At 62.8% G+C, this 26,326-nt stretch carries 21 protein-coding genes; 11 read left to right on the plus strand and 10 right to left on the minus strand.

Translation table 11 applies throughout. The features are described 5' to 3' along the window. Positions 1–133 precede the first annotated feature (133 nt). The 5 genes from KFB96_RS11355 to KFB96_RS11375 all read left to right on the plus strand — a co-directional run bounded on the left by KFB96_RS11355 (position 134) and on the right by KFB96_RS11375 (position 11,269). Complete coding sequence (locus KFB96_RS11355) at positions 134–2,632, plus strand: choice-of-anchor D domain-containing protein (protein WP_213501944.1); 2,499 nt, start codon at positions 134–136, stop codon at positions 2,630–2,632. 182 nt (positions 2,633–2,814) lie between these two features. After that, on the plus strand, positions 2,815–5,190 hold the full coding sequence (locus KFB96_RS11360) for a DUF1566 domain-containing protein (RefSeq protein ID WP_213461404.1): 2,376 nt from the start codon (positions 2,815–2,817) through the stop codon (positions 5,188–5,190). A gap of 321 nt (positions 5,191–5,511) precedes the next feature. Then, positions 5,512–7,611: a class I SAM-dependent methyltransferase gene (locus tag KFB96_RS11365; protein ID WP_213461406.1), complete on the plus strand. Its 2,100-nt coding sequence runs from the start codon at positions 5,512–5,514 to the stop codon at positions 7,609–7,611. A gap of 30 nt (positions 7,612–7,641) precedes the next feature. Further along, complete coding sequence (locus tag KFB96_RS11370) at positions 7,642–8,676, plus strand: rhamnan synthesis F family protein (protein ID WP_213461407.1); 1,035 nt, start codon at positions 7,642–7,644, stop codon at positions 8,674–8,676. Positions 8,677–8,767: 91 nt separating this feature from the next. Then, positions 8,768–11,269 carry a hypothetical protein gene (locus KFB96_RS11375; RefSeq protein WP_213461408.1) on the plus strand — a complete coding sequence of 834 codons (2,502 nt, stop codon included), beginning with the start codon at positions 8,768–8,770 and terminating at the stop codon, positions 11,267–11,269. A gap of 22 nt (positions 11,270–11,291) precedes the next feature. On the opposite strand, the gene fur is transcribed toward KFB96_RS11375, so the two are convergent. Beyond that, positions 11,292–11,714: a ferric iron uptake transcriptional regulator gene (gene fur, locus KFB96_RS11380; RefSeq protein ID WP_213461409.1), complete on the minus strand. Its 423-nt coding sequence runs from the start codon at positions 11,712–11,714 to the stop codon at positions 11,292–11,294. A 140-nt stretch (positions 11,715–11,854) separates the two neighbouring features. Between fur and KFB96_RS11385 the strand changes: the two genes are divergently transcribed. Continuing rightward, the gene (locus KFB96_RS11385; RefSeq protein ID WP_213461410.1) at positions 11,855–12,349 is read left to right on the plus strand and encodes an outer membrane protein assembly factor BamE; all 495 of its coding nucleotides are present in this window, start codon (positions 11,855–11,857) and stop codon (positions 12,347–12,349) included. 74 nt (positions 12,350–12,423) lie between these two features. Here the strand turns inward: KFB96_RS11385 and KFB96_RS11390 are convergent, their stop codons facing one another. The 9 genes from KFB96_RS11390 to KFB96_RS11430 all read right to left on the minus strand — a co-directional run bounded on the left by KFB96_RS11390 (position 12,424) and on the right by KFB96_RS11430 (position 20,848). Then, complete coding sequence (locus KFB96_RS11390) at positions 12,424–12,753, minus strand: RnfH family protein (protein WP_213461411.1); 330 nt, start codon at positions 12,751–12,753, stop codon at positions 12,424–12,426. Continuing rightward, on the minus strand, positions 12,746–13,180 hold the full coding sequence (locus tag KFB96_RS11395) for a type II toxin-antitoxin system RatA family toxin (protein WP_213461413.1): 435 nt from the start codon (positions 13,178–13,180) through the stop codon (positions 12,746–12,748). The genes KFB96_RS11390 and KFB96_RS11395 overlap by 8 nt, the downstream gene beginning before the upstream one ends. 233 nt (positions 13,181–13,413) lie before the next feature. After that, the gene (locus KFB96_RS11400; RefSeq protein WP_213461415.1) at positions 13,414–14,799 is read right to left on the minus strand and encodes a sodium-dependent transporter; all 1,386 of its coding nucleotides are present in this window, start codon (positions 14,797–14,799) and stop codon (positions 13,414–13,416) included. Continuing rightward, complete coding sequence (gene glmM / locus KFB96_RS11405) at positions 14,796–16,160, minus strand: phosphoglucosamine mutase (RefSeq protein ID WP_213461417.1); 1,365 nt, start codon at positions 16,158–16,160, stop codon at positions 14,796–14,798. The genes KFB96_RS11400 and glmM overlap by 4 nt, the downstream gene beginning before the upstream one ends. A gap of 14 nt (positions 16,161–16,174) precedes the next feature. Then, positions 16,175–18,103 carry an ATP-dependent zinc metalloprotease FtsH gene (ftsH, locus tag KFB96_RS11410; protein ID WP_213461419.1) on the minus strand — a complete coding sequence of 643 codons (1,929 nt, stop codon included), beginning with the start codon at positions 18,101–18,103 and terminating at the stop codon, positions 16,175–16,177. 83 nt (positions 18,104–18,186) lie between these two features. After that, the gene (gene rlmE / locus KFB96_RS11415; protein ID WP_213461421.1) at positions 18,187–18,807 is read right to left on the minus strand and encodes a 23S rRNA (uridine(2552)-2'-O)-methyltransferase RlmE; all 621 of its coding nucleotides are present in this window, start codon (positions 18,805–18,807) and stop codon (positions 18,187–18,189) included. Between the two features lie 3 nt (positions 18,808–18,810). Beyond that, the gene (locus KFB96_RS11420) at positions 18,811–19,566 is read right to left on the minus strand and encodes a hypothetical protein (RefSeq protein WP_213461633.1); all 756 of its coding nucleotides are present in this window, start codon (positions 19,564–19,566) and stop codon (positions 18,811–18,813) included. Between the two features lie 312 nt (positions 19,567–19,878). After that, positions 19,879–20,247: a high-potential iron-sulfur protein gene (locus tag KFB96_RS11425; RefSeq protein ID WP_213461423.1), complete on the minus strand. Its 369-nt coding sequence runs from the start codon at positions 20,245–20,247 to the stop codon at positions 19,879–19,881. Positions 20,248–20,386: 139 nt separating this feature from the next. After that, positions 20,387–20,848: a C40 family peptidase gene (locus KFB96_RS11430; protein WP_213461425.1), complete on the minus strand. Its 462-nt coding sequence runs from the start codon at positions 20,846–20,848 to the stop codon at positions 20,387–20,389. 365 nt (positions 20,849–21,213) lie between these two features. On the opposite strand from KFB96_RS11430, the gene KFB96_RS11435 reads away from it, so the two are divergent. The 5 genes from KFB96_RS11435 to KFB96_RS11455 all read left to right on the plus strand — a co-directional run bounded on the left by KFB96_RS11435 (position 21,214) and on the right by KFB96_RS11455 (position 26,298). After that, on the plus strand, positions 21,214–22,470 hold the full coding sequence (locus tag KFB96_RS11435; protein ID WP_213461427.1) for a sodium:proton antiporter: 1,257 nt from the start codon (positions 21,214–21,216) through the stop codon (positions 22,468–22,470). Between the two features lie 100 nt (positions 22,471–22,570). Beyond that, complete coding sequence (gene trxB / locus KFB96_RS11440; RefSeq protein ID WP_213461429.1) at positions 22,571–23,536, plus strand: thioredoxin-disulfide reductase; 966 nt, start codon at positions 22,571–22,573, stop codon at positions 23,534–23,536. A gap of 82 nt (positions 23,537–23,618) precedes the next feature. Continuing rightward, positions 23,619–24,806, plus strand: coding sequence for a GNAT family N-acetyltransferase (locus KFB96_RS11445; protein WP_213461431.1), 1,188 nt, complete (start codon positions 23,619–23,621; stop codon positions 24,804–24,806). Next, positions 24,803–25,543, plus strand: coding sequence for a leucyl/phenylalanyl-tRNA--protein transferase (gene aat, locus KFB96_RS11450; RefSeq protein ID WP_213461433.1), 741 nt, complete (start codon positions 24,803–24,805; stop codon positions 25,541–25,543). Before KFB96_RS11445 ends, aat begins: the two co-directional genes overlap by 4 nt. After that, positions 25,540–26,298: an arginyltransferase gene (locus tag KFB96_RS11455; RefSeq protein WP_213461435.1), complete on the plus strand. Its 759-nt coding sequence runs from the start codon at positions 25,540–25,542 to the stop codon at positions 26,296–26,298. The genes aat and KFB96_RS11455 overlap by 4 nt, the downstream gene beginning before the upstream one ends. The last annotated feature ends 28 nt before the right edge of the window (positions 26,299–26,326 follow it).

A 26,326-nucleotide genomic window follows, 5' to 3' on the forward strand; every position in this document is an offset into this window, starting at 1 on the left:
GTTCGACAGCAATGCTGTGTCTTCGATAAGAGCAATGTTTCGATCAATGCCTGCAGGAGACTCCTCCGAGCGGAGCCGACGAGTGCAATGCGAGGAAGAATCCATGTCTGTCCGGCCTGTTTGGCTTCGTTTCATGCCAGAGAATCACTGTACCGCAATCATTTTCTCCTGTTTGATGCTGATGATGAGCCTGTCGATTGGCGACGCCCTGGGTCAAGATTCGCTTTCGATGAATGGGGCGTTGCAGGTCGATGAATTTGGATCAAGCAGGGCGTTGGCGACAGAAGACGCACTGCGCGAACGTGTCGCACGCGAGGGCTGGGTGCGCGTACGGGTGGACCTCATTCAATCGGCGAAACTCTCGGTGCCATCCGACGCGGTCGAGGCAGGCATCCTTGAAGACCAGTCGGAGCGAACGACGCAAGACCTATTGTTCGCGTTGCCCGCAGGCTCTTACGAAGCGGTTCATCGTGACGCCGATTCGCCAACGCTTACCCTGAGGGTCGATGCTGTCGGGCTGGACGAATTGTTGGTTTCACCCTTGGTGGTGAATGTTGGCGCAGCCGGTATTCCTGGCGAGGCCGGAATGGATTTGGCAATGGTTGTTGAGCAGGCGATTCGGTCGTATCAATTAGCATACGCAATAAGCCCCGATGTCGAGGCTGCTGCTTACGGTGACTCTCTGTCGGACAATTTTGTGGACATTTCATCGCTTGAGGATCTCAGGGCCGAGATCATTGCTACCTTGGAGCAGTTGGACACGGGTAGCGTCGAGGCGCGCGATCACCTTCGTGTCGCCCTTCAAAACTTGGATGATACGTTAGCAACCGATGCAGCAGAATCACTTTCTGCCCTTCCCTCGACGGCGGATGCGGTCGACTACCGTGTTGAGTTTATCCCCTCGTCCTACAGTTTTGGTCAAGTGCCGGTCGGCAGCAGCAGTGCGCCCCAAACGGCGACGATCAGAAATACCGGTACCGGGACGGTCACCTTCGAGAGAGGCATTCTTAACTCCCCATACGTCTCGGCCGGGTACAGTATAAGCGACAGCACCTGTGGGGCGACTTTGAGTCCGGGAGCGTCTTGTGAGTTCAAGATAAGGTTCCAACCGCAGGCGAGCGGCAGCCGCAGCGGGTATTTGTTTGTCAGCGCCGATGAATCTGTCGAGCTTTATTTTGCACAGCTTTCCGGTACCGGAACTGCGGATCGGACCTACAGCGTTGCGTTCATTCCGTCGTCCTACAGTTTTGGTCAAGTGCCGGTCGGCAGCAGCAGTGCGCCCCAAACGGCGACGATCAGAAATACCGGTACCGGGACGGTCACCTTCGAGAGAGGCATTCTTAACTCCCCATACGTCTCGGCCGGGTACAGCATAAGCGACAGCACCTGTGGGGCGACTTTGAGTCCGGGAGCGTCTTGTGAGCTCAAGATAAGGTTCCAACCGCAGGCGAGCGGCAGCCGCAACGGGTATTTGTTTGTCAGCGTCGATGAATCTGTCGAGCTTTATTTTGCACAGCTTTCCGGTACCGGAACTGCGGATCGGACCTACAGCGTTGCGTTCATTCCGTCGTCCTATAGTTTTGGTCAAGTGCCGGTCGGCAGCAGCAGTGCGCCCCAAACGGCGACGATCAGAAATACCGGTACCGGGACGGTCACCTTCGAGAGAGGCATTCTTAACTCCCCATACGTCTCGGCCGGGTACAGCATAAGCGACAGCACCTGTGGGGCGACTTTGAGTCCGGGAGCGTCTTGTGAGCTCAAGATAAGGTTCCAACCGCAGGCGAGCGGCAGCCGCAACGGGTATTTGTTTGTCAGCGTCGATGAATCTGTCGAGCTTTATTTTGCACAGCTTTCCGGTACCGGCTACATGCCTATCGAAGACGCGCAGATTAACTCAGCCGTCTTGCCGTATGCCCGAGCAATACCCGTCGGTGCAACCGCGACAGCATTCGCAAGCGTCATCAATAGCGGCAACGCAACGGCAGCCGACTGCTCGATCGCACTGCCCGGGGGCATCCCGGCGACCTTCAGCTACCAGACGACCAACGCCGCCAACACACTGATCGGGAATCCCGACGCCCCGGTCGGCATCGCACCCGGCGCAACCCAAGGCTTCGTCTTCGGCATCACACCGAGCCAAGTGATGGCCTCGACCGAGATCCCGCTGGTATTCGACTGCGCCAACACCTCCCCGGCACCCAGCCACGCCGGCCTCAATACCTTCATCCTCTCCGCCTCGGCAAGCGCACCGCCGGATCTGCTTGCCATCGGGGCGACCCCGAGCGGCGACGGCGTGGTGCGGCTTCCAAACCGCAACGGCACCGGCTTCTTCGCGACGGCAGCCGTCAATATCGGAAGCATCGGCGCGTTAACCGTCAGCGCCGACGACGGCGGGCGCGGGCTGCCACTGAACCTTCAGGTCTGCGAGACGAACGCCCGAGGCGACTGGTTGGTGTGCGGAAATCACCTGGACCGCTCTGTCGGTGCCGGCCAGACGCTCTATTACACCGTTCTGGCGTCCGGTAACGGTCAGCCCATCACCTTCGATCCGGCCAACAACCGCCTCTTCCTGCGCTTCGCCGCGAACGGAACGACGGTCGGAGCGACCAATGTCGCGGTGACCGCGCCTTAGCACGGATGGAGACGAGGCGTGGCCCCGCCTCGCCTCGGAGGATTGCAGCGCCGAAAACAGTTGCATGATGTCGCGAATGAATTGTGCGTTCGTGACATGCGGACGGGCATAGACGGAAAGACTCGAAACCATAGGACTGAATCATGAGACGGACAAATAATTGGAAGAATCGCAGCCCGGCAATGTTGGCCATGCTGGCACTGGGCTTTTTAGGGTCTGCCCCATACGAGGGCAGTGCCGGCATCAATGACACAGGTCAGACCCTCTGCGACGACGGTATGGCCATGATCAGTTGCACGGATGCCTCCATCGGAAATGACCCTCTCCTGGCAGGCCAGGATGGTCATGAGGGTCGGGACTTACTGGCTCAAGTCGGCCAAATCATCAAAATCGGCGGTGGCTCTGGCGGCTTCGATTTTTCGCCGCTTGATCAGGACGGCATGCCGATTGCGATCGTCCAGAATGTTCCAGTGGCCCTACCCACTTGCATACAAGACAATGTCACCGGATTGACCTGGGAAATAAAAACCTGGGACGGAGGCCTGCGCGATCGCGAATGGACCTATCGTCGGCCAGGTAAGCACGGCATGGCCATATCCACGCCCAACCAAGAGCGCTCAAGCTGCGGCGTAGATCTGCCCGGAGGCTCATGTGATGCCTCTGCCTATGTCGATGCGGTCAACGCAGCCGGGCTTTGCGGTGCACAGGATTGGCGTCTACCAACGGTTCGGGAGCTGCAGGGTATCGTCTCGGCCGGCAATGCCGGTCCCGCGATCGACTCCGACTATTTCCCGAACACCCAAGTCGGCTCCTGTTGGACCGCCACACCTGCTGCCGCCGATACCGCCCGCGCCTGGCGCGTCGATTTCGCTCGAGGAGACTCCGGCACCGAGCTGTCATCGAATTCTTCGGGCGTTCGGTTGGTGCGCGGAGATCAAATCCCGGATACCTTCACCGATCATGGCGATGGGACAGTAACCCATGAGCCCTCAAGTCTGACATGGGCCCAATGTAGCGAGGGGCAGCAAGACCCGAGTTGCGGTAGCGGCAGCCCGACCGCGATGACTTGGGCCGAGGCGCTGTCTGCTGCTCGTGAGTCACGGCTGGCCGGCTACGGCGACTGGCGTCTCCCGAATAAGAAAGAGCTTCAATCCCTTGTCGATCACCGTCGATACAGTCCATCCATCGACGAGACCTATTTCCCTACAACGCATGATGATCGTTACTGGACCAGCACCAGTGACGTATCCGATCCTGCCCTTGCCGATTCCGTCGACTTTATTGACGGGGCAGATGGTTCCTTCGATAAATTAAACCGTTTGCATGTGCGCTTTGTAAGGGGCGGGGATTCCCATGCGTCATCTTATTCAAAGGGACTTGGAGAGGGTTCGTCCAACGGTTCTGAAGCAGCCAATTTTGCCACTCCTGCAACAGTTTCACCTGAACAGTTAGCGGGAAACTGGACAACATCACAAGGGAAGCGATTTACGATTAACGAGAGCAATGTTATTTCAGGCTTAGCGATTGATGTGAATGCTGGTGGAGCCTCCGTTTGCGGTGTAACTGTTCCTTCGGTTTTCACGGCAACGTTCTCGGATATCCAAGTCACTGAAACGGGTTATTTTCCATCTGCTTCTTTTGCAACCAGCGACCGTTATACGAGTATCTCTACGACACTCAACTCGGGTCAGTTTGGCGGCGATGGAACCTCGGTAACGTTTAGGTTCAACTATTATCGCGAAACCCGTGTAGGAGGCTGCACTGCCATCAGTTCCGGAAGCGGGAGCGTGACGGCAACACATCCAGTACCGCGTATGAATACCGCAGTGTTACCTTATGCACGCGCCGTCGCCATCGGCGAAACCGCGACGGCCTTCGCCAGTGTGATCAACAGCGGAAACCTGACCGCCACCGGTTGCTCGATCGCCTTACCGGGCGGGCTACCGGCGACCATCAGTTACCAGACAACCAATGCCGCGAACGCTCTGATCGGGTCTCCCGACACACCGGTCGACATCGCGCCCGGCACCACCCAAGGCTTCGTCTTCGGCATCACACCGAGCCAAGCGATGGCCGCGATGGAGATCCCGCTGGTGTTCGACTGCGCCAACACCGCCCCGGCGCCCAGCTATCCAGGCCTCAACACCTTCATCCTCTCCGCCGCGGCAACCGCGCCGCCGGATCTCCTCGCCATCGGCGCAACCCCGAGCGGCGACGGCGTCGTGCGTCTGCCGAGCAGCACCGGCATCGGCTTCTTCGCCACGGCCGCGGTGAACATCGGTAGTAGCGGCGAAGTCACGGTCAGCGCCGACGACGGCGGGCGCGGTCTGCCGCTGACACTGCAGGTCTGCGAGACCACCCCGGCCGGAGAATGGATCGTCTGCGGAAACAGCCTGACACGTACGATCAGTGCCGCTCAAACGGCGTATTACACTGTTTTCGCAACAGGCACCGGTCAGCCGATTGCCTTCGATCCGGCCAACAATCGCCTGTTCCTGCGTTTCGCATCGAACGGGACGACGGTGGGTGCGACCAATGTCGCGGTGACGGCGCCTTAAACCGCGTCCAGAGCGACATGCGTCGTTTTTATGTTGTAGTCGGCCTTGGGTATTTCACCGACCTTGGCGGAGACGCGGTTTAAAAGTTTTTATTTTTTAAAACCTTAAACCGCGCCAGCTCCGACAATCGTCGAGTCTGCCGAGGCCGATCCCATCCAAAAACATCACATGCCGCGCTGGGCGCGGTTTAACTGCACGCACTGCGGCGAATCGCGAACGCCGGTGTCCACCGGTGCGTCGCATCGGCTATCCTGCCGTGGCTTCTCGGGCTACGGCGCCGAGAATGATGAGGGCACACCGACACGTTGAGGAGGGTTGCGCATGAAGATCGACTGGACACCCGCGCCGGTGATGGCGTTCGCCTGTCCGGTCTGCCTTTCGGCCGGCGCCAAACGGTCCGTCCTTGCGGTCGAGTCGCCGTTCAATGCCGGAGATCTCTTGCGACTCCGCGCCTGCGACGTGTGCGGAACCCTAAGCTTCCCGGGTCTGACGCCGCCGGCCTACGAGGAGGACGGGCTCTCGGCGGATGCCGACGCCGGTGCGTCCCTCTCCCGCGGCGCCACCAAGTTCTATGTCGAGCAAGGCGCAGCGCCCGACACCATGGTCGAGCCCCTGTTTTGGTTCGATCACGCCGGCATCAAGCGTTATGCGGAGGTCGGCTGCGGCTTCGGGCTCGGTTTGGACTTCGCCCGCGAGGCTCTCGGCTGGGATGTCCGAGGCTTCGATCCCTCGCCGCTTGCGCGCGCCGGGCGACGTCTCCTGGATCTTCCGGTGACCTTGGACTATCTCGGTCCCGAGACCTTGCGCGGCGAGGCACCGGTCGACGTGCTGTTGGCCTCCGAGGTCATCGAGCATGTCGTGGACCCCCACCGCTTCCTGGACGACATCACCCCCACCTTGGCCCCGGACGGCTGGTTGGTGATCAGTACCCCGAATGCCGCGGGTGTCCATCGGGATGCGTCTCCCGGCGCGCTGCTGCCGATTCTGACCCCCGGCTATCATCTGGTGCTCTTCAGCGAGACGGCGCTGCGCCGGCTACTCGAGGCACACGGCTTTTCGCAGGTCGAGATCCGAGCGTCGGAGACGAATCTCACGGCGCTCGCCTGCCGTCATCCCCGATCGTGCGACCTCTCTCGGACCCTCGACCGAGCGCTCTACCGGGACTATCTGAAGCGCCGACTCGGCGCCTTGGATCCGGACGAACCGCTCGCACACGGGTATTCCGGGCGATTGATCAAGGAGTATGTCAACGCGGGCGACATCGAGCCCGCGCGGGCGGAGCTCCGCCGTTTGGCCGACAGCTACCGGCGTCTTTACGGCATCGATCTCGAGCGTCCCGAGACGGTCCTGGCCGAGCCGATCGCAAGCGAGAGTTTCGCGCACTTTGCCGCCACGATCCCGGCTAATCTCTGTGGTCTGGCCTATCGCAGCGCCTTCATCGCCTTGCGTCATGCGAACGATCCCGGACGCGCCTTGGCGGGTTTCGAGCTCGGCGAGCGCGCTGGCGTGGCCCTGCGTGAGGCACTGCAGTCGATCGGCGCGGACGACGGCGAGACCGAGCATCTCGTCGAGCTGTGCCGTTTGGGTGCGCTCGAGTCTTCGATCCGCGTGGCCCCGTCCGAGGCTCCGAGGCGTATGAAGACCGCCCACGAGGCGTTCCTCGGCACCGACGGCGGCGGGGCGAGCGCACGACGTCGCTTCGAGGTCGATCTGGAACGCTGTTTCGTCGATTTGGCATTCAGCGGTGACTATGAGGCGGCGAACGCCTTGGCCGACGCACGCTGCACGGAGAGGCCGGATGCACCGGGTGTACTCGACGCGCTCGGCCTCGCTGCGCAAGACCATGCGCGTTCCTGTCATGCCCGTGGTTTGCTGGCCCTGAACGACCGACACGATGCGGCGGCGGCGCTTGCTTGGTTCAGCACTGCCGACAAGCATCTCAACGCCGCGAGCGCTTCCGACGGCGCCGACCGTAATGAACTTGCGCGAGCGATCGAGATCGCCCTCCTGTCGGCCCAAGCCGTGGCTACGCCGGAGGATGCGGCCCGTGCATGTCGAGAGCGCCTGGCGATCACGCACTCGCCGGACCCGCATGTCCTCGGCCTCTGCCGCGAGGTCTTCCAGCGTCTGGTCCACGGCGGAGCCTACGCTGCAGCGGCAACGCTCGAGCCAACTATCACACGTCAACTGAGCCTCGCGCCCGAGATGTTGTCGGCGGAGCTGGCGTACGTGCTCGGCATCCTCGCCTTGAATCATGCCGCCGCACCTGCCGACGCCTTCGGGTGGTTTTCGCGAGCGGTGCAGTTGGCTCCTACCGGGAGCCCGCTGAACGACCTCGCCCTCTCCCATGCGCGACGCGCCGAGGCGGCAGCCGGCATCAAGGGAAACGGCATCGGCGCAGACCCGCGCACATCCAAGTAACCCGAGCCACGCAGTAAGAAAGGATCCCTCATGGGTTTGCGCGAATTCCGTCAGACGCTCGACAGGCGCCGACTCGGCAACTTCATCGAGCACCGAACCTGTTGGATGCGAGTGCGCTTCGCGCGCAACCCGAGCTGGGTTGTACAGCGCTGGGACGGCGATGTCGGATTGGCCGAGACAAAGCGGATCGCCGTCTTCGTTCACTATGACGACAAGGGTCTTGTCCATCAGTACGTGCTCTTTTATCTGCAGCAATTGCGAGAGGCCGGCTACAGCATCCTGTTCGTGACCAACAGCCGTCGCCTCTTGCCGTCGGCGGTCGAGGTGCTGCGGACGCTCTGTGCTTTGATCTTGCGGCGGCGTAACCGCGGTTACGATTTCGGCGCCTACAAGGATGCCTTGCGAGAGATCCCGGACCTTGCCGCTCTCGACAGCTTGATCCTGGCCAACGATAGCGTCTACGGCCCCTTTCATGCTTTGGGCGAGTTCCTGCGTCGTGCCGACCCGGCCGAAGCCGACATCTGGGGTGTTACCGATAGCTTTGAGCATCTCTATCATCTCCAAAGCTATTTCCTTCTTTTTCATCGCCGAGCCTTGGCAGCAACCGAGTTTCATCGATTCTGGAAAGATGTCTGCTACACCCATACGAAAGAACTCGTTGTCCATCATCACGAGATCGGCTTCTCGCAACGTATGCTGGCTGCCGGGCTGCAATTGGAAGCACTGTATCCCTACCGCGCGGTGGCGATGGAGCTGATCGAAGATCTACAACACCGGTCGCTGGAAAATCCCGACTGGGCCGCCCGGCTCCCACAGCGCGATTATCTCAAGTGGTTGTTCGAGAACTTGATGGCCGGTGTGCCCGTCAATCCAAGCCACTTCTTCTGGGAGCCCTTGTTGCGTCGGCACGGTTACCCCTTTCTGAAACGCGAGCTGCTGACGCGCAATCCCTGCGGCGTGCCGCTGACCCAATATTGGGAGAGTGTCGTTCGCCAAGTCAGCGGATACGATACCCGCTTGATCTCTCGACACCTCCAGCATGTCCTGCGTAATCGGAGCATATGACTGGAAACCGATTCCCTCGAGCCGAGTCAAAGGCAATGATCACAGCTGCACCTCTCCATCGAACAGGGTTGTCGTCTAGGAGACGTTCGCCATGAAAGCACCGCAGACACCGATCCTCCTGGCCTTCGCCGCCCTGCTGATCGGGGCAATGAGCAGTACCGCCGTCTCGGGCGCTTTCAATTCCGGAGCAGATCATGAAGACCTGCACCGGCGCGCAGCCGATCACGACACCTGGATGCGTGAGTATCTGATGCCCGCCGGCGGCATCATGTCGGCGCAGTTCACGGACGACAGCTATACGCAGGTGAAGAGCTACGGCGGCGAGCGGGATCCCGCTATTTGGACCGGCGCCTATCTGGCCGCGCAGGCGCTGCGGCTGCAGGTGACGGGTGCGGCCGATGCGGCCGATCAGCTCGCCGAGACGGTCAGGGTACTGCATCGATGGTGGCGGATCTCGGGCGATGCGGGCTATCTTGCCCGGTTCGCGGCGCCCGCCGACAGCTCGGAAGTCATCTTGGCCACCTTGCCGGCCGATGATCCGGAGGTCATTCGAGACGTTCTATACGAGGACGCGCTTTGGCACTGGCGCGGGAGGGTCAGTCGCGATCAATATCAAGGCGTTCTGCTCGGCATGTCGCTCGCCTACGAGGCGACATCCGATCCCGACATCCGCCAGCTCATCCGGGAAGACGTCGTGCGCTTCGCCGAGCAGCTCATGCGCCGCGAGCGCAAGCGCGTGAAGGTCATCATCAACGGGTCGAGCAACTTCTCGACCATGCTCGAACTGCAGCATGCGGTCTACACCGACGACGAGACCCCGGACGGAATACCCATCCTCAACATTCGCACCAGCCCGTTCGAGGCAGAAGGCTCCGGAGTGCTGGGATTCTGGCCGAACCCGGCCGAAATCGTGCGCCAGATCCCCGGCCTCGGATGGCTACCCGACGTTCTCCTTCCGAGTCAGGCGATCCAGCTTGCCGCAACCTTCCGGGTTGCCCTGCAGGTGACCGCCGGGGTTCCGGGATACGAGGTGCGTCATGCTGCCCTTCTGGCGCATTACGACGCGCAGATCGACGAATGGATCGAGATCGCAACCACTTGGAAGAATACAAATCGATGCGGTGACACCTACCATGGTCTCAATGTTGCGTTCATGCCCATGTACAACTGGGTCAGACTGGAGGATGACCCCGTGCGTCGGGCTCGACTACAACGCGATGTCCTGCGCGACGCACTCTGGTCCGCGGTCAAGGATCATAAGAACGTGTTCTTCAGCTTTCTCTATTCTGCACAGGCGGCGCCCGAGGACGCCGTGGAGGCCATAATGGAGTCGCATCTGGCCCAGCTCGCCTTGTTCCCGAGTCCCCCGCAAACAGCGGAGCCGATCGACGTGCGCTCCAAGTACCCCGCGGACCCCGAATGTCCCGGACTCTCGGCCCTCGCCACCGATGTCGACGATCGCCCGGGCGCCACCTTCTTATGGGAGCGCCAGCCATGGAAGCTCGTTGATCCGGGTGCACCCGAGGTTGCGTTCGCGGGTGTCGACTATCTTCTGGCTTACTGGCTCGGGCGTGAAGCTGGCTTCATTGACGGGAACGCACGCGTTGCGGTCGCGAAGACGGGTACTGGTGACGGGACCGTCACATCGAGCCCGCCGGGTATCGACTGCGGCGGCACCTGCGCGGCCGACTTTGATCTTGGGTCGAACATCGTTCTTCAAGCTGTCGCCGCTCCAGGCTCGGTTTGGACCGGTTGGTCCGGCGATCCGTCCTGCCCCTATCTCTATCCTTTGGAGGGAGATAACGACTGCGTCGCGGCCTTCGAGTCATCCCCGGGCGGCGAGACACGGATCGAGGCGGCGGTTCTCCCTTATGCCCGCGCCGTTGGTATCGGCGAGACCGCAACCGCTTTCGCCAGTCTCATCAACAGCGGTGACGCGACGGCCACCGGCTGCTCAATCGCCCTGCCGGGCGGGCTCCCCGCGACCTTCACCTATCAGACGACCGATTCGGGGAATGCCTTGATCGGGACACCGGATACGCCCGTCGAGATCCCCCCGGGCGCGACGCAGGGATTCGTCTTCGGCATCACACCGAGCCGTGCCCTGGCTGCGACCGAGATTCCGCTGGTGTTCGACTGCACAAACACCGCGCCGGCGTTCAGCCGCGCCGGACTCAACACCTTCATCCTCTCGGCGGCGGCAACAGCACCGCCGGACCTGCTTGCGGTCGGGGTGACCCCGAGCGGTGACGGCGTAGTGCGGCTGCCGAGTCGCAACGGCACCGGCTTCTTCGCCACGGCGGCGGTCAATATCGGCAGCGCCGGAACGGTGACCGCCAGTGCCGACGACGGCGGACACGGCCTGCCGTTGGGCCTTCGAATCTGCGAGACCAATGCTGCCGGAGACTGGCAGGTCTGCGGCAGCAGTCTCACCCGCACCCTCGCGGCAGACCAGACGGTCTATTACACCGTTCTGGTCACCGGCACCGGCCAACCGGTCACCTTCGATCCGGCCATGAACCGGCTTTTCCTGCGCTTGCAGGCGGCCGGAGTAAACGTCGGCGCGACCAACGTTGCGGTGACTGCCCCATAGGGAACCCAGGGCTCTTCGCCGATTACCGCTTCTTCGTCTTCTCGCACTCCGCACAGATCCCGTAGAGCACGAGCGAGTGATCCTCGATGCGGAAGTTGTGCTCCGCGGCGATCTTGGACTGGCGCTCTTCGATGATCGGGTCGCAAAACTCCACGACCTTGCCGCACTTGATGCAGACCAGATGGTCGTGGTGGTCGCCGCTGTTGAGCTCGAAGACGGACTGCCCGGTCTCGAAGTGGCGCCGGCACACGAGGCCCGCGCCCTCGAACTGGGTCAAGACGCGGTAGACGGTCGCAAGCCCGATCTCCTCACCGTTGTTGAGGAGCTCCTTGTAGACATCCTCGGCGCTGAGGTGGCGCTTGCCGCAGTTCTCGAGAATGGCGAGAATCGCAACCCGCGGTGCCGTGACCTTGAGACCTGCCTGTTTGATCTGCTCGATTTCCAAATCCCATCTCCCCGTCTAAAGCGAGTCCTGCGCCGTGCGCGGGCCTGCCCGATTCGTCTTCTGATTCGTCGCCCCGATGATCGGATCCGGGCGCTGCTGTATCATGCCTGGGTTCATTGCAAACGCGCTGTTTTAAAGACATGCGAAAGTTGGTTTATATCTCGATTCTCGGCGGCCTGGTCGCGCTCGCGACGGCCGGATGCTCCCGTGACAAAAAGCCCGATGAGTACCGGGGATCTGTCCTGGAAGATCTCCCGTTCGTCTACAGGATGACGGTGCAACAGGGCAATATCATCACCGAGGAGATGGTCGATCGCCTGGAGCTCGGGATGAACAAGCGCCAGGTCCAGTTTCTGTTGGGTACGCCCTTGCTCACGGACTTTTTCCAGACCGATCGCTGGGACTACACCTATACCATCCGGCGCGGGCACGATCCTATGGAGATCCGCTACCTGACTCTGCATTTTCAGGACGATGATAGCCTTGCGCGTATCGAGGGGGATATGCGCCCGAATCCGGCGCGCGCCGAGGCGAGAGAACCGCAGGAAATGCTCGTCTCCGTTCCCGATTATCAGGAACGTCAGGGATTGATCAGACGCGGCCTGGAAACGATCGGCTTGGAGCCGAAGGAGTAACGTCAGCCCGATCGAGGAGGCCGGTGCGATCTCGATACACCCCGAGGATGCTTGGCGCTCCCTGATACGCCGGCTCAGGCCCCGGCGCTCGTATCGGCATCCGCACCGCCCTTGCGCATGACCTTACCCTCCGCTGCACGGCGTTTACGCGCCTCCTTCGGATCGGCAATCAAGGGGAGATAGATCTCGACACGATCGCCATCCTCCAAGATCTGATCCAATTTAGCCAGCTTTCCGAAAATGCCGACCTGGTTGACCGCCAGATCGATCTCGGGGCACCTCGAGAGCACGGCGGATTGCTCGATCGCCTCGCGCACCGTCGTCCCCATGCGCACCTCGAGGGAACGGAGCATTTGGTCGTTCGCTCCGACATAGGCCACGGACACCTTCAGAAAGTCAGTCACCGTAAACCTCTTCGGCACGCCGACAAAAGGCATCCACCAGCGTATTGGCGATCTGGTGAAAGACGGCTCCGAAGGCCTTGTCGATCAGATGTCCCGAGAACTCGAACTCCAGCTCCAGCTCGACCTTGGAGGCATCCTCGCGCAACGGCACGAAACGCCAGCCTCCGACGAGTTTTCGGAAGGGTCCATCGAGCAGATCGATGTCCATCCGCCGGTCGCGCTCGAACCGATTGCAGGTGCTGAAGGACTGGCGAATCCCCATGCGGGCGACCTCGATCTGGCCGCAGATCTTCTCGTCGGTCTCCGAGATGACGCGCGACTTGTCGCACCAAGGCAGGAATTTCGGGTAAGAGCCGACATCGTAGACGAGGTCGAACATCTGCGATGCCGAGTAGGGCACCAGAGCACTTTTTCTGACGATAGCCACAGCTAAACCGCGTCCCGAGTGAAAAACCGACGTTTAGACAGAGCCTGCCCCCTCGAGGACATCCAAAGCCGTGTGCGTGACGCGGTTTAGAGAATGAAAAGATCTGGATTCCGTCGCTGGACGAGCATTGACCCAGGCCCCGCGTGCAGCACGGCAGATGTGTCGAGACTGTTCGTTGTCGTTGTCGTTGTCGTCATCGACCATCGATACCTCGCAGCTTGTCAGCGTCCGATTCACCCCAGGCCGAACCATTTGAGCACGCCGATGGCATTCAGCAGCACGATGCTGACGGCAATGGGGGCAACGTACCTGATCAGCAACCACCAAAGCCGGTAGGCCAGGCCCTCGCCCATCTGAAGCTCGTCAGCGGAGGAGGCCCGCGACAGCATCCAGCCGGCAAAGATCGCAATCAGGACACCGCCCAAGGGCAGCATGATGTTCGCGGTCAGGAAATCGAAGAGATCGAGGAAGCCCTTGCCGAAGATCTTGACCTCCGACCAGGCGTTCAGCGAGAGCAGACAGGCGATGCCGAGCAGCCAGACCGTGAGCCCGCCCAGTACGGATGCACGCACCCGGCTGAAGCTCAGATTCTCGACCAGCCAGGCCACCAGCGGCTCCAGCAGGGAAATGGCCGAGGTCCAGGCCGCGAACAGGAGCAGCACGAAGAACAGTGTTCCGAAGAAAGGCCCGCCCGGCATGTCTCCGAAGGCGATCGGAAGGGTCTGGAAGATCAGCCCGGGGCCGCTGTCCGGTGCCAGGCCGTGGGCGAAGACGATGGGAAAGATCGCAAGCCCTGCCAACAGGGCCACCAGGGTATCCAGACCCGCGATGATCATGGTGTTCTGTGCGATCGATGAGTCCCGTTTCAGGTAGGACCCATAGATCATGATGGCCCCCATCCCGAGGCTCAGACTGAAGAACGCCTGGCCCATGGCGCTGAGGATCGCCTCGCCCGCCTTGCCCTGAAACTCGGCAAAGTCAGGCTCGAAGAGATAGGTCACCGCCGTGTCGAAATCTCCGGCCTGCATGCCGTATCCGACCATGACCACGAGGAGCACGAACAGCGCCGGCATCAGGATGCGCACGGCCTTCTCGAGCCCGCCGGCGACACCGCGCGCGACCACGAGCACCACCATGACCATGAAGACGGTGTGCCAGGCGAGCAGGCGCTCGGCATCGCCGATCAGGCCGGAGAACATCTCGCCGGCACCCGCACCGTCAATGCCGGTGAACATACCGGTCGCGGCGCGGAAGATGTACCCCATGGTCCAACCCGCGATCACGCTGTAGAAGGAGAGGATGAGGAAACCCGCGAGGACCCCCATCCATCCCAACAACTGCCACGCGGGCGACCGGCCCTCGGCGCTCGCCAAGGCGCGCATGGTGTTGATGGGACTGCGCCGGCCACGCCGCCCGAGCATGATCTCCGCCATCATGATCGGAACGCCGATCAGGACGACACAGAGCACGTAGACCAATACGAAGGCACCGCCGCCGTATTCGCCGGCGGTATAGGGAAAGCGCCAGATGTTGCCGAGACCCACGGCCGATCCGCTCGCCGCCAGGATAAAGGCGAGCCGAGTCGACCACATCCCATGGATCGAGTCGGCCGCGCTCAAGAGGGCAGCCCGTCCGCGGAAGGCGCGATCTGGGCGCGCACGACATCGGCCAGCCACTCGGCAAGACGGCGGACCTCGCTCGCATCGACACCCTCGACCATGACCCGAACCAGCGGCTCGGTCCCGGAGGGACGCAGCAGGATGCGCCCTCGGCCCGCCAGTGCCTGCTCCGCGGTCTGCACCGCATCCTGCACGGCGGGCAGCCCGACGATATCGCGTTGGGCGTCCAGCCTGACATTGATCAGGATCTGTGGGTAGGGCGTGACCTCCGCACAGACGTCATGCAGACCTCGGTCAAGACGTTTGAGTCCGGCCAGGACCTGCAGTGCCGCGACGATGCCGTCACCCGTGCTGGTGCGGTCGCGACAGATGATGTGTCCGGAGGGCTCGCCGCCGAGGATGCCGTCCGAGCGCTTCAGATGCTCCATGATGTAGCGGTCGCCGACCTTGGCCCGCACGAATCCGACGCCGAGACGCTCCAATGCATGCTCGAAGCCCAGGTTGCTCATGAGGGTGCCGACGACCTCGCCGCGCATCGCCCCGTCGGCAAGGCGGTCCTTCGTGATGACGTACAGGAGTTGATCGCCGTCGATCAGCCGACCTTTGCCATCGACCATCAGCACCCGGTCACCGTCGCCGTCGAAGGCGATGCCCAGATCGGCCCCCTCCTCCACGACCGCTCGGCACAAGGCGTCCGGATGGGTGGAGCCGACATCGCGGTTGATGTTGAACCCGTCAGGCTCGGCGCCGAGGCGGATGACCTCGGCACCGAGCTCTTCGAAGACATAGGGCGCCGTGTTGTAGGTCGCACCGTTGGCACAGTCGACGACGACCCGCAGACCGCGGAAATTCATACTCGTCGGAACGGTGCTCTTGCAGAACTCGATATAGCGCCCGACGGCGTCGTCGATCCGCTTCACCTTGCCGAGCGCGGCCGAATCCACCGTACGCAGGGGCCGCTCGAGCTCGGCCTCGATCGCTTCTTCGACGTCGTCCGGGAGCTTATCGCCGTCGGCCGAGAAGAACTTGATGCCGTTGTCTTGATAGGGGTTGTGCGAGGCGGTGATGACGATGCCGGCCGAGGCGCGAAAGGTCCGCGTGAGATAGGCGACACCGGGCGTGGTCATCGGCCCGAGCAGACGGATGTTCACCCCGGCCGCCACCAGGCCCGCCTCCAAGGCCGACTCGAACATGTAGCCCGAGATCCGCGTGTCCTTTCCGATCAGAACCTTCCCGCCATTGCCCTGGCCGAAGACCCGTCCGGCCGCCCAACCGAGCTTGAGGACGAAGTCCGGGGTGATCATCCCCTCCCCGACCCGTCCACGGATCCCGTCCGTCCCGAAATAACGACGTCCCGACATACCGGCCTCCGTGCCTAATGTTCGCTTGCAGGTCTTCCGATCGTCCCGTCGTCGGGCCCCGACTCCGGGTCCGCCTGCCGAGCGCGATCGGAGCGACGACCGGCCGGGCGGCCGTCCGTCTCCTCGTCCTCCCAGTCGCTCGGCGGACGCGGCGGGCGCCCGGACATGATGTCGTTGATCTGCTCGGCGTCGATGGTCTCGTACTTCATCAACGCGGCCGACATGGCGTGCAGTTTGTCCATGTTGGCTAGGAGCAGACCGCGGGAACGCTCGTAGTTGCGCTCGATGACGCATCTGATTTCCTCATCGATCAGATGCGTCGTCTCGTCCGAGACGCTCTTGTGCTGCGTGACCGAGTGCCCGAGAAAGATCTCTTGCTCCTCCTCGCTGTAGGTCAGAGGACCCAGCTTGTCGGACAGGCCCCACTTGGTGACCATGTTGCGCGCGATCTCGGTCGCACGATGGATATCGTTTTGCGCGCCGGTGGTCACGCTTTCCGGGCCGAAGATCAGCTCCTCGGCCAGACGTCCGCCGAAGAGGCTCGAGATGCGGCTCTCGAGGCGCTGCTTGCTGTAGCTGAAGCGGTCGTCCTCCGGAAGGAAGAGGGTCACGCCCAGCGCCCGACCGCGCGGGATGATGCTGACCTTGTGGACCGGGTCATGGTCGGGGACGAGGCGGCCGACGATGGCATGTCCGGACTCGTGATAGGCGGTCAGACGCTTTTCGTCGTCGGACATCACCATGGAGCGACGCTCGGCCCCCATCATGATCTTGTCCTTCGCCTTTTCCATGTCGTCCATGTCGACCATCTTCTTGTTCGACCGAGCGGCGAAGAGTGCCGCCTCGTTGACCAGGTTGGCGAGATCCGCACCCGAAAACCCGGGCGTGCCGCGCGCCAGAACCGACGCCTTCACGTCCTCGGCCGCCGGGATCTTGCGCATGTGCACCTTCAGGATCTGCTCGCGACCGCGCACGTCCGGGAGCGGGACGACCACCTGGCGGTCGAACCGACCGGGACGCAGCAAAGCCGGATCCAGCACGTCGGGACGGTTGGTCGCCGCGATGACGATGACGCCCTCGTTGCCCTCGAATCCGTCCATTTCGACCAGGAGCTGGTTCAAGGTCTGCTCGCGCTCGTCGTGACCGCCGCCCAGACCGGCACCGCGATGCCGACCGACCGCGTCGATCTCGTCGATGAAGATGATGCAGGGCGCGTGCTTCTTGGCCTGCTCGAACATATCGCGCACCCGCGAGGCACCGACACCGACGAACATCTCCACGAAGTCCGAGCCCGAGATGGTGAAGAAGGGGACCTTCGCCTCGCCGGCGATCGCGCGGGCGAGCAGGGTCTTGCCGGTTCCGGGCGGGCCGACCATGAGGACGCCTTTCGGGATCTTGCCGCCGAGCTTGGTAAACTTGCTCGGATCGCGCAGGAAATCGACCATCTCCGAGACTTCGTCCTTGGCCTCCTCGGCGCCCGCGACATCCTGGAAGGTGACCTTGACCTGATCCTCGGAGAGCATCCGGGCGCGGCTCTTGCCGAAGGACATGGCACCGCGACCGCCGGCACCGCCCTGCATCTGCCGCATGAAAAAGATCCAGATTCCGATGAGGATCAGGAGCGGGAACCAGTTGATCAGGACCTGCATCAGAACGGATTGCTTCTCGGGAGGCGCGGCCTTGATCACGACACCGTGATTCAGGAGGTCGCCCACGAGTCCGTCGTCACCGGGGCTGAAGGTCGTAAACCGCTGCCCCGACCCGCTGATGCCCTCGATCGTGCGACCCTGGATCGTGACCTCCTTGACCTCGCCGCCCCGGACCTGCTCGATGAACTCGGAATAGGTCAGGGTCCGCGGAGTCGTCGGCGCGGTGGTGAAATTGTTGAAGACGGACATCAGCACGACGGCGATGACCACCCAAAGAAGTATATTTTTCGCCATGTCATTCACGGCTGCTTGCCCCTGCTGATGGTGGACCGACGCGATGATGTCGAGGTCGGACAATCGAAACTAGCACCGACGCCTCAAGGATGAAAGCCTTTGCCGACCAGGTAAAGCTCCCGGCTCTGGGATCGCGACGATTTGGGCTTACGACTGACCACTTTGGAGAAGCTCCGTCGCAGCTCGGTCAGGATGTCGTCGAAGCCCGTGCCTTGGAACACTTTGACGACCAGAGACCCGCCGGGTTGCAGACGCAACCGCGCAAGATCCAAGGCCAATTCCACAAGATACATCGCGCGCGGCTGATCCACGACTGTCATGCCGGTTATATTGGGGGCCATATCCGAGAGCACCAGATCGAGCGACTCGCCGCCCAAGGTTTCACAGAGCTGCTCGAGCATCTCGGGCTCGCGAAAGTCGCCCTGCATGACGACGACGCCGACCAGCGGATCCATCGGCAACAGATCGAGCGCAACGACACTGCCGCGCGCCCCGACGAGGCGTGCGGCGATCTGTGACCAACTGCCCGGAGCGGCCCCAAGATCCAAGACTCTCATCCCGGGGCGAAAGATCCGATCCTTCTCCTGGATCTCGAGCAGTTTATAGGCGGCGCGTGAACGATACCCCTCGCGCTGCGCGCGCTTGACATAGGGATCGCTGTGCTGCCGTTCGAGCCATTTCCGGCTTGAGGCTGTTTTCGCCATGTCTTAAAGATCGTGCACCCAGGAGAATCGGAAGAGCTCGAGCAGCATGCCCGCGATCGCACCTCCGAACAGCCCCCCGAGGATGGCCATCGGGATGCGATCGTGCATGGCCGCGCTCGCGGATTGCCACAAGCCGCTCTCGAAGTCGATGAGAGGACCGATCATCATCCAGACGCTGCCGGCGGCCACACCTGCCAGCGTCGCCATCACCAAGGACTCGATGATGTAGCAGGGCCGCGACTCGCAATGCAGCCGATGCGACATCGACAACCACCAACGCACGGTCGAGACATAGAGCACGCCGTTGACGCTGACGAGAAAGGCCAGGACCGCGAACGAGGAGAATGAATTCGGGTGGAATGCCTCGACCAGCGCCAGAAAAGCGCCGCCGATCGCACCCGTCGCCAAGCCCGCCATGGTTTTCCCCGGGACATGTCTCGAGCAACGTGCCGGAAAGCTCACGGTCAGGCCGACCAGACCCGCAACGGCGGCCGCCACCAAAACGACATGGAAAACCGCGATTTGCTCGGAAAAGAGCGTCAGGACGAGGACGCCGACCAAGACACCGATGCCCGTCGCGATCAGGGCCACCTCACGCGCTCCATAGAGCGCGGCCCCTACCGCACCGGCCAGGGCTGCGGCAGCGATGTAGGTCCCGTGGCCGAAACCGAGACCCTGGAACAACTCGGCGAGACCGGTAAACAAGGGCGCATAGATCATCCCGATCAGGCCCCAGACGATGCCGCGCAAAAGCGCCATGCGCCAGCTCGGGGCCGAGGTATTGGGGGAACAGATCGAGCCGCCGAAGGGTTGGGCAATTTCGGAGCTCGAGGACGAGGGGTGTTGCGAGAAGGTCATGAGGATCACCGGAGAACGTCAGGGAAGGATCGCGTTCTCGAAATCAAAGCAAAAACCGGACCTGGAAACAGCTGAATCGGACGATCAGGGGAGCATGGCTGCCGGGGTGACGGAATCTCGGGTGCATTGGGCATCCCGAGGTTCGGCGATGCAACGAGAAACGGGGCCAAACGGCCCCGTTATCGGACGATCCGAGGCGACTGATCGACGCGATCAGCCGGCCTTCAGGGTCCAGGACGCGCACCAGCCGTTGACGTTGATCAACTTGCCGGGGAACAGGCTGCAGCCGTGCCACACCTCGGTCGCACCAGCGACCTCGGGGAGGTGGAACTGACAGTTTTCGCAGATCTGCTCGTCGGCCGGCAGACCCGGACGGGCCGCAGCGGCACGGTCGGACTGGGTCGCATCGTGGTTGTACTTGAGCGCGACCGCGGTCGGGTCGTTCGCGGCGACTGCGTTCGCAGGCACCTCCGCGCGCGCGGTGCCGAAGCCGACCAGATTGATGACCGGGATCGCGGCAGCGGTACCCAGCATCACCTTGACAGCGTCTCGACGGCTCTTGCTCATTGGCTTATCGGACATGGTTGTCAACTCCTTCGAGTTATTCAGTGTGGTGACATCGACGACCCCCGGCTCGACCGGAAGCTGTCGCGCATTGTGCTACATTGAGCCGAAAAACGCGAGCGGAAGGCGGCGCCCGATCAGGCAGATCAGTCGCGAATCAGTCGAGATAGGTTCCGGCACCGAGGTAACGGGCCTGCCAGTAAGGCGTCTCGAGGCGATCGAGCCGGACCTCTCGGCGGGACGTCGAGGCATGCACGAAACGTTCGTTGTCCACCATCAGCCCGACATGGTGCTGCCCCGGTCCGGTGCGGAAGAAGACCATGTCGCCGGCCCGCGGCTGACGACCCGGAACCGGCGTGGCGGCGCGCAGCTGCTCGATCGAGACACGCGGGATCTGCACGCCGGCGACATGGTGCGCGTAATAGGTCAGCCCGGAGCAATCCAGACCCTGGCCGGGCGAGTTTCCTCCGTAGACATACGGCGTTCCGACTTGAGACAAGCCGGCCAGCACCACGTCGGCGCGCGGGCCGGCGAGATCCTTACGCGGAGTGGCGCAACCGGACAGGAACCCGGCGATGAGAAGGGCGCAGAGAATGCAACCGCCTTGCCGACACGTCATGATCTACACTCGATATATTCCGCAATCTCCTGTAAACGAGACTTCTAGACTGCCAAATGCCAGCTGTCAAGTGAGCATCGACGCGCCGGCCGGCAACGCGCCGCCATCCGCAAGACGCCGCAGTCGGCGACGATGCGCACGCGCCGATGCGTCAGCGCGCGCCGAACCGACGAAGACACGGCATAATCGCGCTGCGGCTGCGCACCGAAGGCCGGCATCGGAGCGGACGCGAGGCCGACCTCGCCTTGCCTTCCGGTCGATGTGCAGGCGATCACTCCCGGATGTGTGCGGGGAACAAACCGCGGACCGCTTCAGGCTCGCCGATTCGAAAACGCCTCGGCCCAGCGAACAAGGACTCCAAAACGATGCGACTCTTTGATGTTCTCGCCGTCCTGATCGGATTCTCGGCGCTTTTCAGTTGGCTGAACGATCGCTTTCTCAAGCTGCCGAACGCCATCGGGCTGATGCTGATCGCCCTGGCGTTTTCACTCGTGCTCTTGCTGCCGTTCCCGTTCGCGAGGGCGTTGGAGCACGAGGTTCAACGCATGCTGGCCAGCATCGATTTCAGCGAGGCCCTGCTGCAGGGGATGCTGGGGTTTTTGCTCTTCGCGGGCGCGCTCCACGTCGACCTGCGGGAGCTCGCCAGGCACAAGTGGGCGATCGCGATCCTCGCCTCGGCAAGCGTCGTCGGCGCGACCATCCTCATCGGCTGCGGAAGCTGGCTCCTATTCTTTGCACTCGGCATCGAGATCCCGCTCATCTACTGCATGCTCCTGGGTGCACTCATCTCGCCCACCGACCCGGTCGCGGTGCTCGGCATCCTGAAGAGCGCAAAGGCCCCGAAGTCGCTGGAGATGAAGATCACCGGGGAGTCGCTCTTCAACGACGGCGTCGCGGTCGTGGTCTTCATGCTGCTGGCAGGTCTCGCTGCCGGCGAGACGACCCCGGGGTTCGGCGACACTCTGATGATCTTCGCCACCGAGATCGTCGGAGGGCTGGCGTTCGGCTTCGTCATCGGCTGGATCGCGCTGTACATGATCAGCAAGACCGCCAACTATCAGGTCGAGATCATGGTGACCCTGGCGCTGGCCATGAGCGGCTATGCCATCGCCGAGCATGCACACGTCTCGGCACCGATCGCCATCGTGGTCGCCGGCCTCATCATCGGCAGTCGGGGCCGCGCCATCGCCGTGACGGAGGCCACCCGGTATCGATTGGACGACTTTTGGGAGCTGGTCGACGAGATCCTCAACGCCGTCTTGTTCGTGATCATCGGATTGGAGGTTTTGGCAATCAGCATCACGGGGCAATTCATGCTGGCCGGTCTCCTCGCGATCCCGTTGGTGCTGCTCGCGCGACTGGCCAGTGTCGGTCTGCCCTTCCACCTGCTGCGCCGCCATCGCCACTTCGAGCCGGGCTTTCTCTCGATCCTGACCTGGGGCGGTCTGCGCGGCGGGATCTCGGTGGCCTTGGCCCTGTCGCTGCCGGAAGGCGAGCCTCGCGATCTGATCTTGAGCGTGACCTACATCATCGTGGTCTTTTCCGTCCTGGTGCAGGGCCTGACACTGGGACCGTTGGTTCGCCGCGTGACCGCGAGTGCCGAGGGGACAAAACACCCGTGAACACCGCGCCGGCTCCGACAGTCGTCGGAGCCGGCGCGGCCAGCCACTCCAACACATGACGCATACCGCACCGGGCGCGGTTTAACTGGAGAATCGAGATATGAGCGAAACCAAGCACTGCCGGCTCTTGATCCTGGGATCCGGCCCCGCCGGCTACACCGCGGCCGTCTACGCCGCTCGCGCCAACCTGAGCCCGGTCCTGGTGACGGGCCTGGAACAAGGCGGCCAGTTGATGACGACGACGGACGTGGACAACTGGGCCGGCGACCCGGACGGTGTCCAGGGGCCCGAGCTGATGGAGCGGATGCGGCGCCACGCCGAGCGCTTCGAGACCGAGATCATCTTCGATCACATCAACGCGGTCGATCTCGGGACGCGTCCCTTCAAGCTGACCGGCGACTCGGCCGTCTACAGCTGCGATGCGCTCATCATCGCCACGGGCGCCAGCGCCATGTATCTCGGTCTGCCCTCGGAGGAAACCTTCCGCGGCCGCGGGGTCTCGGCCTGCGCCACCTGCGACGGCTTTTTTTATCGCAACCAGAAGGTCGCCGTGATCGGCGGCGGCAACACCGCGGTCGAGGAAGCCCTCTATCTGTCGAACATCGCCTCCGAGGTCATCCTGGTACATCGACGCGACGCCCTTCGCGCGGAGAAAATCCTGCAGAAGCATCTCTTTGAAAAGGCCGAGCACGGCAACGTCAAGATCGCCTGGAACCACACGCTCGAGGAGATCCTCGGCGACGCGACCGGCGTCACCGGGATGCGTATCAAGAGCACCTTGGACGGCCCCACGCAGGATATCGATCTCCAAGGCGTCTTCATCGCCATCGGTCACAAGCCCAACACGCAGATCTTCGACGGGCAGCTCAAGATGGCCGGCGGCTACATCAAGGTCAACAGCGGCATCGACGGCAATGCGACGGCCACCTCGGTGCCGGGCGTCTTTGCCGCGGGCGATGTGATGGACCACGTTTATCGTCAGGCGATCACCTCCGCAGGCACCGGTTGCATGGCCGCGTTGGATGCCGAAAAATATCTGGATGCCTTGGCGGCCGGGGAGAAATAGCGCAACCGAGCCCCCGATGCCTTGGGCACCGATCGGGCGCCCTCATGTGCCTGATACCGGCCCGGCCTTCCGATCGATGTCCATGTACAGACTGACGACCCACTCGGCGATTGCCGACATCCCCGCGGATCAATGGAACCGGCTCGCCGGGGACGACAGCCCCTTCCTGCGTCACGAGTTCCTCGATGCCATGGAGCGTCACGGCTGCGTCGGCGAGTCGCTCGGCTGGCTGCCGCGGCACCTTGCGCTGCACGATGCGGATGGACATCTGGTCGCGGCTGCGCCCTGCTATCTGAAGTTCAACTCCTACGGAGAATTCGTCTTCGACTGGAGCTGGGCCGACGCCTATCGGCGCAAGGGGTTGCGGTACTATCCGAAGCTCGTCATCGCATCGCCTTACACGCCGGCGACGGGGCCGCGGCTCCTGACCGGGGATTCGCCTGCCCGCCGAGAGCATGCACGCGCGCTGATTCAGGGCGCGATCCGGGTGGCCGAGGAGGCAGGAGTCTCCTCGCTGCATTGGCTCTTCACGGCGGACGACGAGCAGGCACTGCTCGAGGATCAGGGTCTGCTCCGACGCGTCGGCTGTCAGTTTCACTGGCACAACCGGGGCTACAGCACGTTCGAGGACTATCTCGGGACCTTTACGGCCGAAAAGCGCAAAAAGGTCAAACGCGAGCGGCGCCGTGTCGTCGAATCCGGTGTACGGATTCGACGCATCCCGGGCAACGCGGTCACGGAGGCGGAATGGGCCACCTTCCATCGCCTCTATTGCGACACCTTCGACAAGCGCGGCGGGATCCCGACCTTCTCGCTGCCCTTCTTCCAAGCCATCGGCGAGACGATGGGCGAGAGTCTGCTGCTGGTGCTGGCCGAGTACGGCAACGACATCGTCGCCGCCGCCTTTGACCTGGTCGGCGCACGCTCGCTCTACGGACGCCATTGGGGATGTTTTCAGGACTTCCACAGCCTGCATTTCGAGGCCTGCTACTATCAGGGCCTGGACTATTGCATCGAGCAGGGTCTAACCCGCTTCGAGCCGGGTGCGCAAGGCGAGCACAAGGTCAGCCGCGGCTTCCTGCCGACCCCGACCTGGTCGGCCCATTGGATCGCCGACCCGGCCTTCCGCGACGCCATCGCACGCTTCGTGACCCTCGAGGCAGAGGGCATGGACGACTACATCGCCGAGATGCAGGCCCACAGTCCCTACCGCCGAGACAGCAGCGCATCGGCGGTCTCGGCACCGGCGGCCGGACGCGATTCGGAATGATCCCACGCCTTGATCCGCACGACCGGTCCGCATTCCCGGATGTTCGCCACGCCCTGCGCGAGCCGAACGGCCTGCTCGCGTTCGGCGGCGATCTGTCCCCGGAGCGCCTCGAAAGCGCCTACAGATGCGGCATCTTTCCCTGGTTCAGCGAAGGCGACCCCATCCTCTGGTGGTCCCCGGACCCGCGCACCGTGCTCTTTCCGCAATCCTTGCAGGTGCCGCGCAGCCTGCGCAAACGACTGCGCAGGCAGACCTTCAGGGTCACCATGGATCGCGACTTCGGCGCAGTCATTCGCGGCTGCGCCGCACCGCGAGACGCACACGGCGGCACCTGGATCCTTCCGGAGATGGTGATGGCATACGAAACCCTGCATCGACGCGGGATCGCGCATTCGGTCGAGGTTTGGCAGGACGGAGAGCTCGTCGGCGGCCTTTACGGGGTTGCCGTCGGAGGCGCATTTTTCGGGGAGTCGATGTTCAGCCGGGCGACCGACGCCTCGAAGGTTGCACTCGCGCATCTGTGCGAACGCCTGACGCGCTGGGGATTCGGCCTGATCGACTGTCAGATGCGCACCGAGCATCTGATCCGTTTGGGCGCCGTCGAGATCCCGCGCGACGAGCTGGTGCGTCGCTTGGATCGACTCTGCCGGCTGCCCGCTCCGGATACGCCCGGTCGACACTGGGACGACGGACGCGAGCACATCCCCCTTCTCGACGGCAACGCGGAGACACCATGAATGCCGCGGACGGCCCCCTTGCAGGGCGCCATCTCGCCCTCTATCTGACCGGCGAGCACAGCTGCTCCTACCTGTCCGAGCACCGGGCGCGGACCCTGTTCGTGGACCCCACGGCCCACATCGACGGCGCGACCTACCAGGCCCTGGTCGATCAGGGGTTCCGCCGCAGCGGCGCACATGTTTACCGGCCGGCCTGTCGCGGCTGCGCGGCCTGCGTGCCGGTACGCGTGCCGGTTGCGGATTTCGTCCCGGACCGCTCGCAACGTCGCAACTGGCGCCGCAACTCGGCCGAGCTGACACTCCTCGACACCCCGGCCGCCTTCAAGCCGAGCCATTTCGAGCTTTACAGACGTTACCTGATGGAGCGCCATCCGCAAGGCGGTATGGCGGACGAGGCATCCGAAGGCAGCTACCGCCGTTTTCTTGTCGAACGCTGGGGCGGCTCGACCCGCTTCATCGAGATGAGGCTCGACGAGCGACTGGTCGGCGTGGCCGTGACGGACGTCCTCGAGCAGGGGCTCTCCGCTGTTTACACCTTCTTCGACCCGACGCTCTCGGAACGCTCGCCGGGGACCTTCGCCATCCTGGCGCAGATCGAAGTGGCTCGACGCATCGCAGCGCCCTACCTCTATCTGGGCTATTGGCTTCGAGACTCGCCGAAGATGCGGTATAAAGAGCGATTCCGCCCGATCGAGGCGTGGGACGGCCACAAGTGGCTCAGGTTCGATCGTACGCGGCCCTTGAACCTCGGTTAAGGCCCATCGGGCAATCGACTCGGTACGA

The organism is Thiocapsa sp. (assembly GCF_018399035.1).
Lineage (GTDB): Bacteria > Pseudomonadota > Gammaproteobacteria > Chromatiales > Chromatiaceae > Thiocapsa.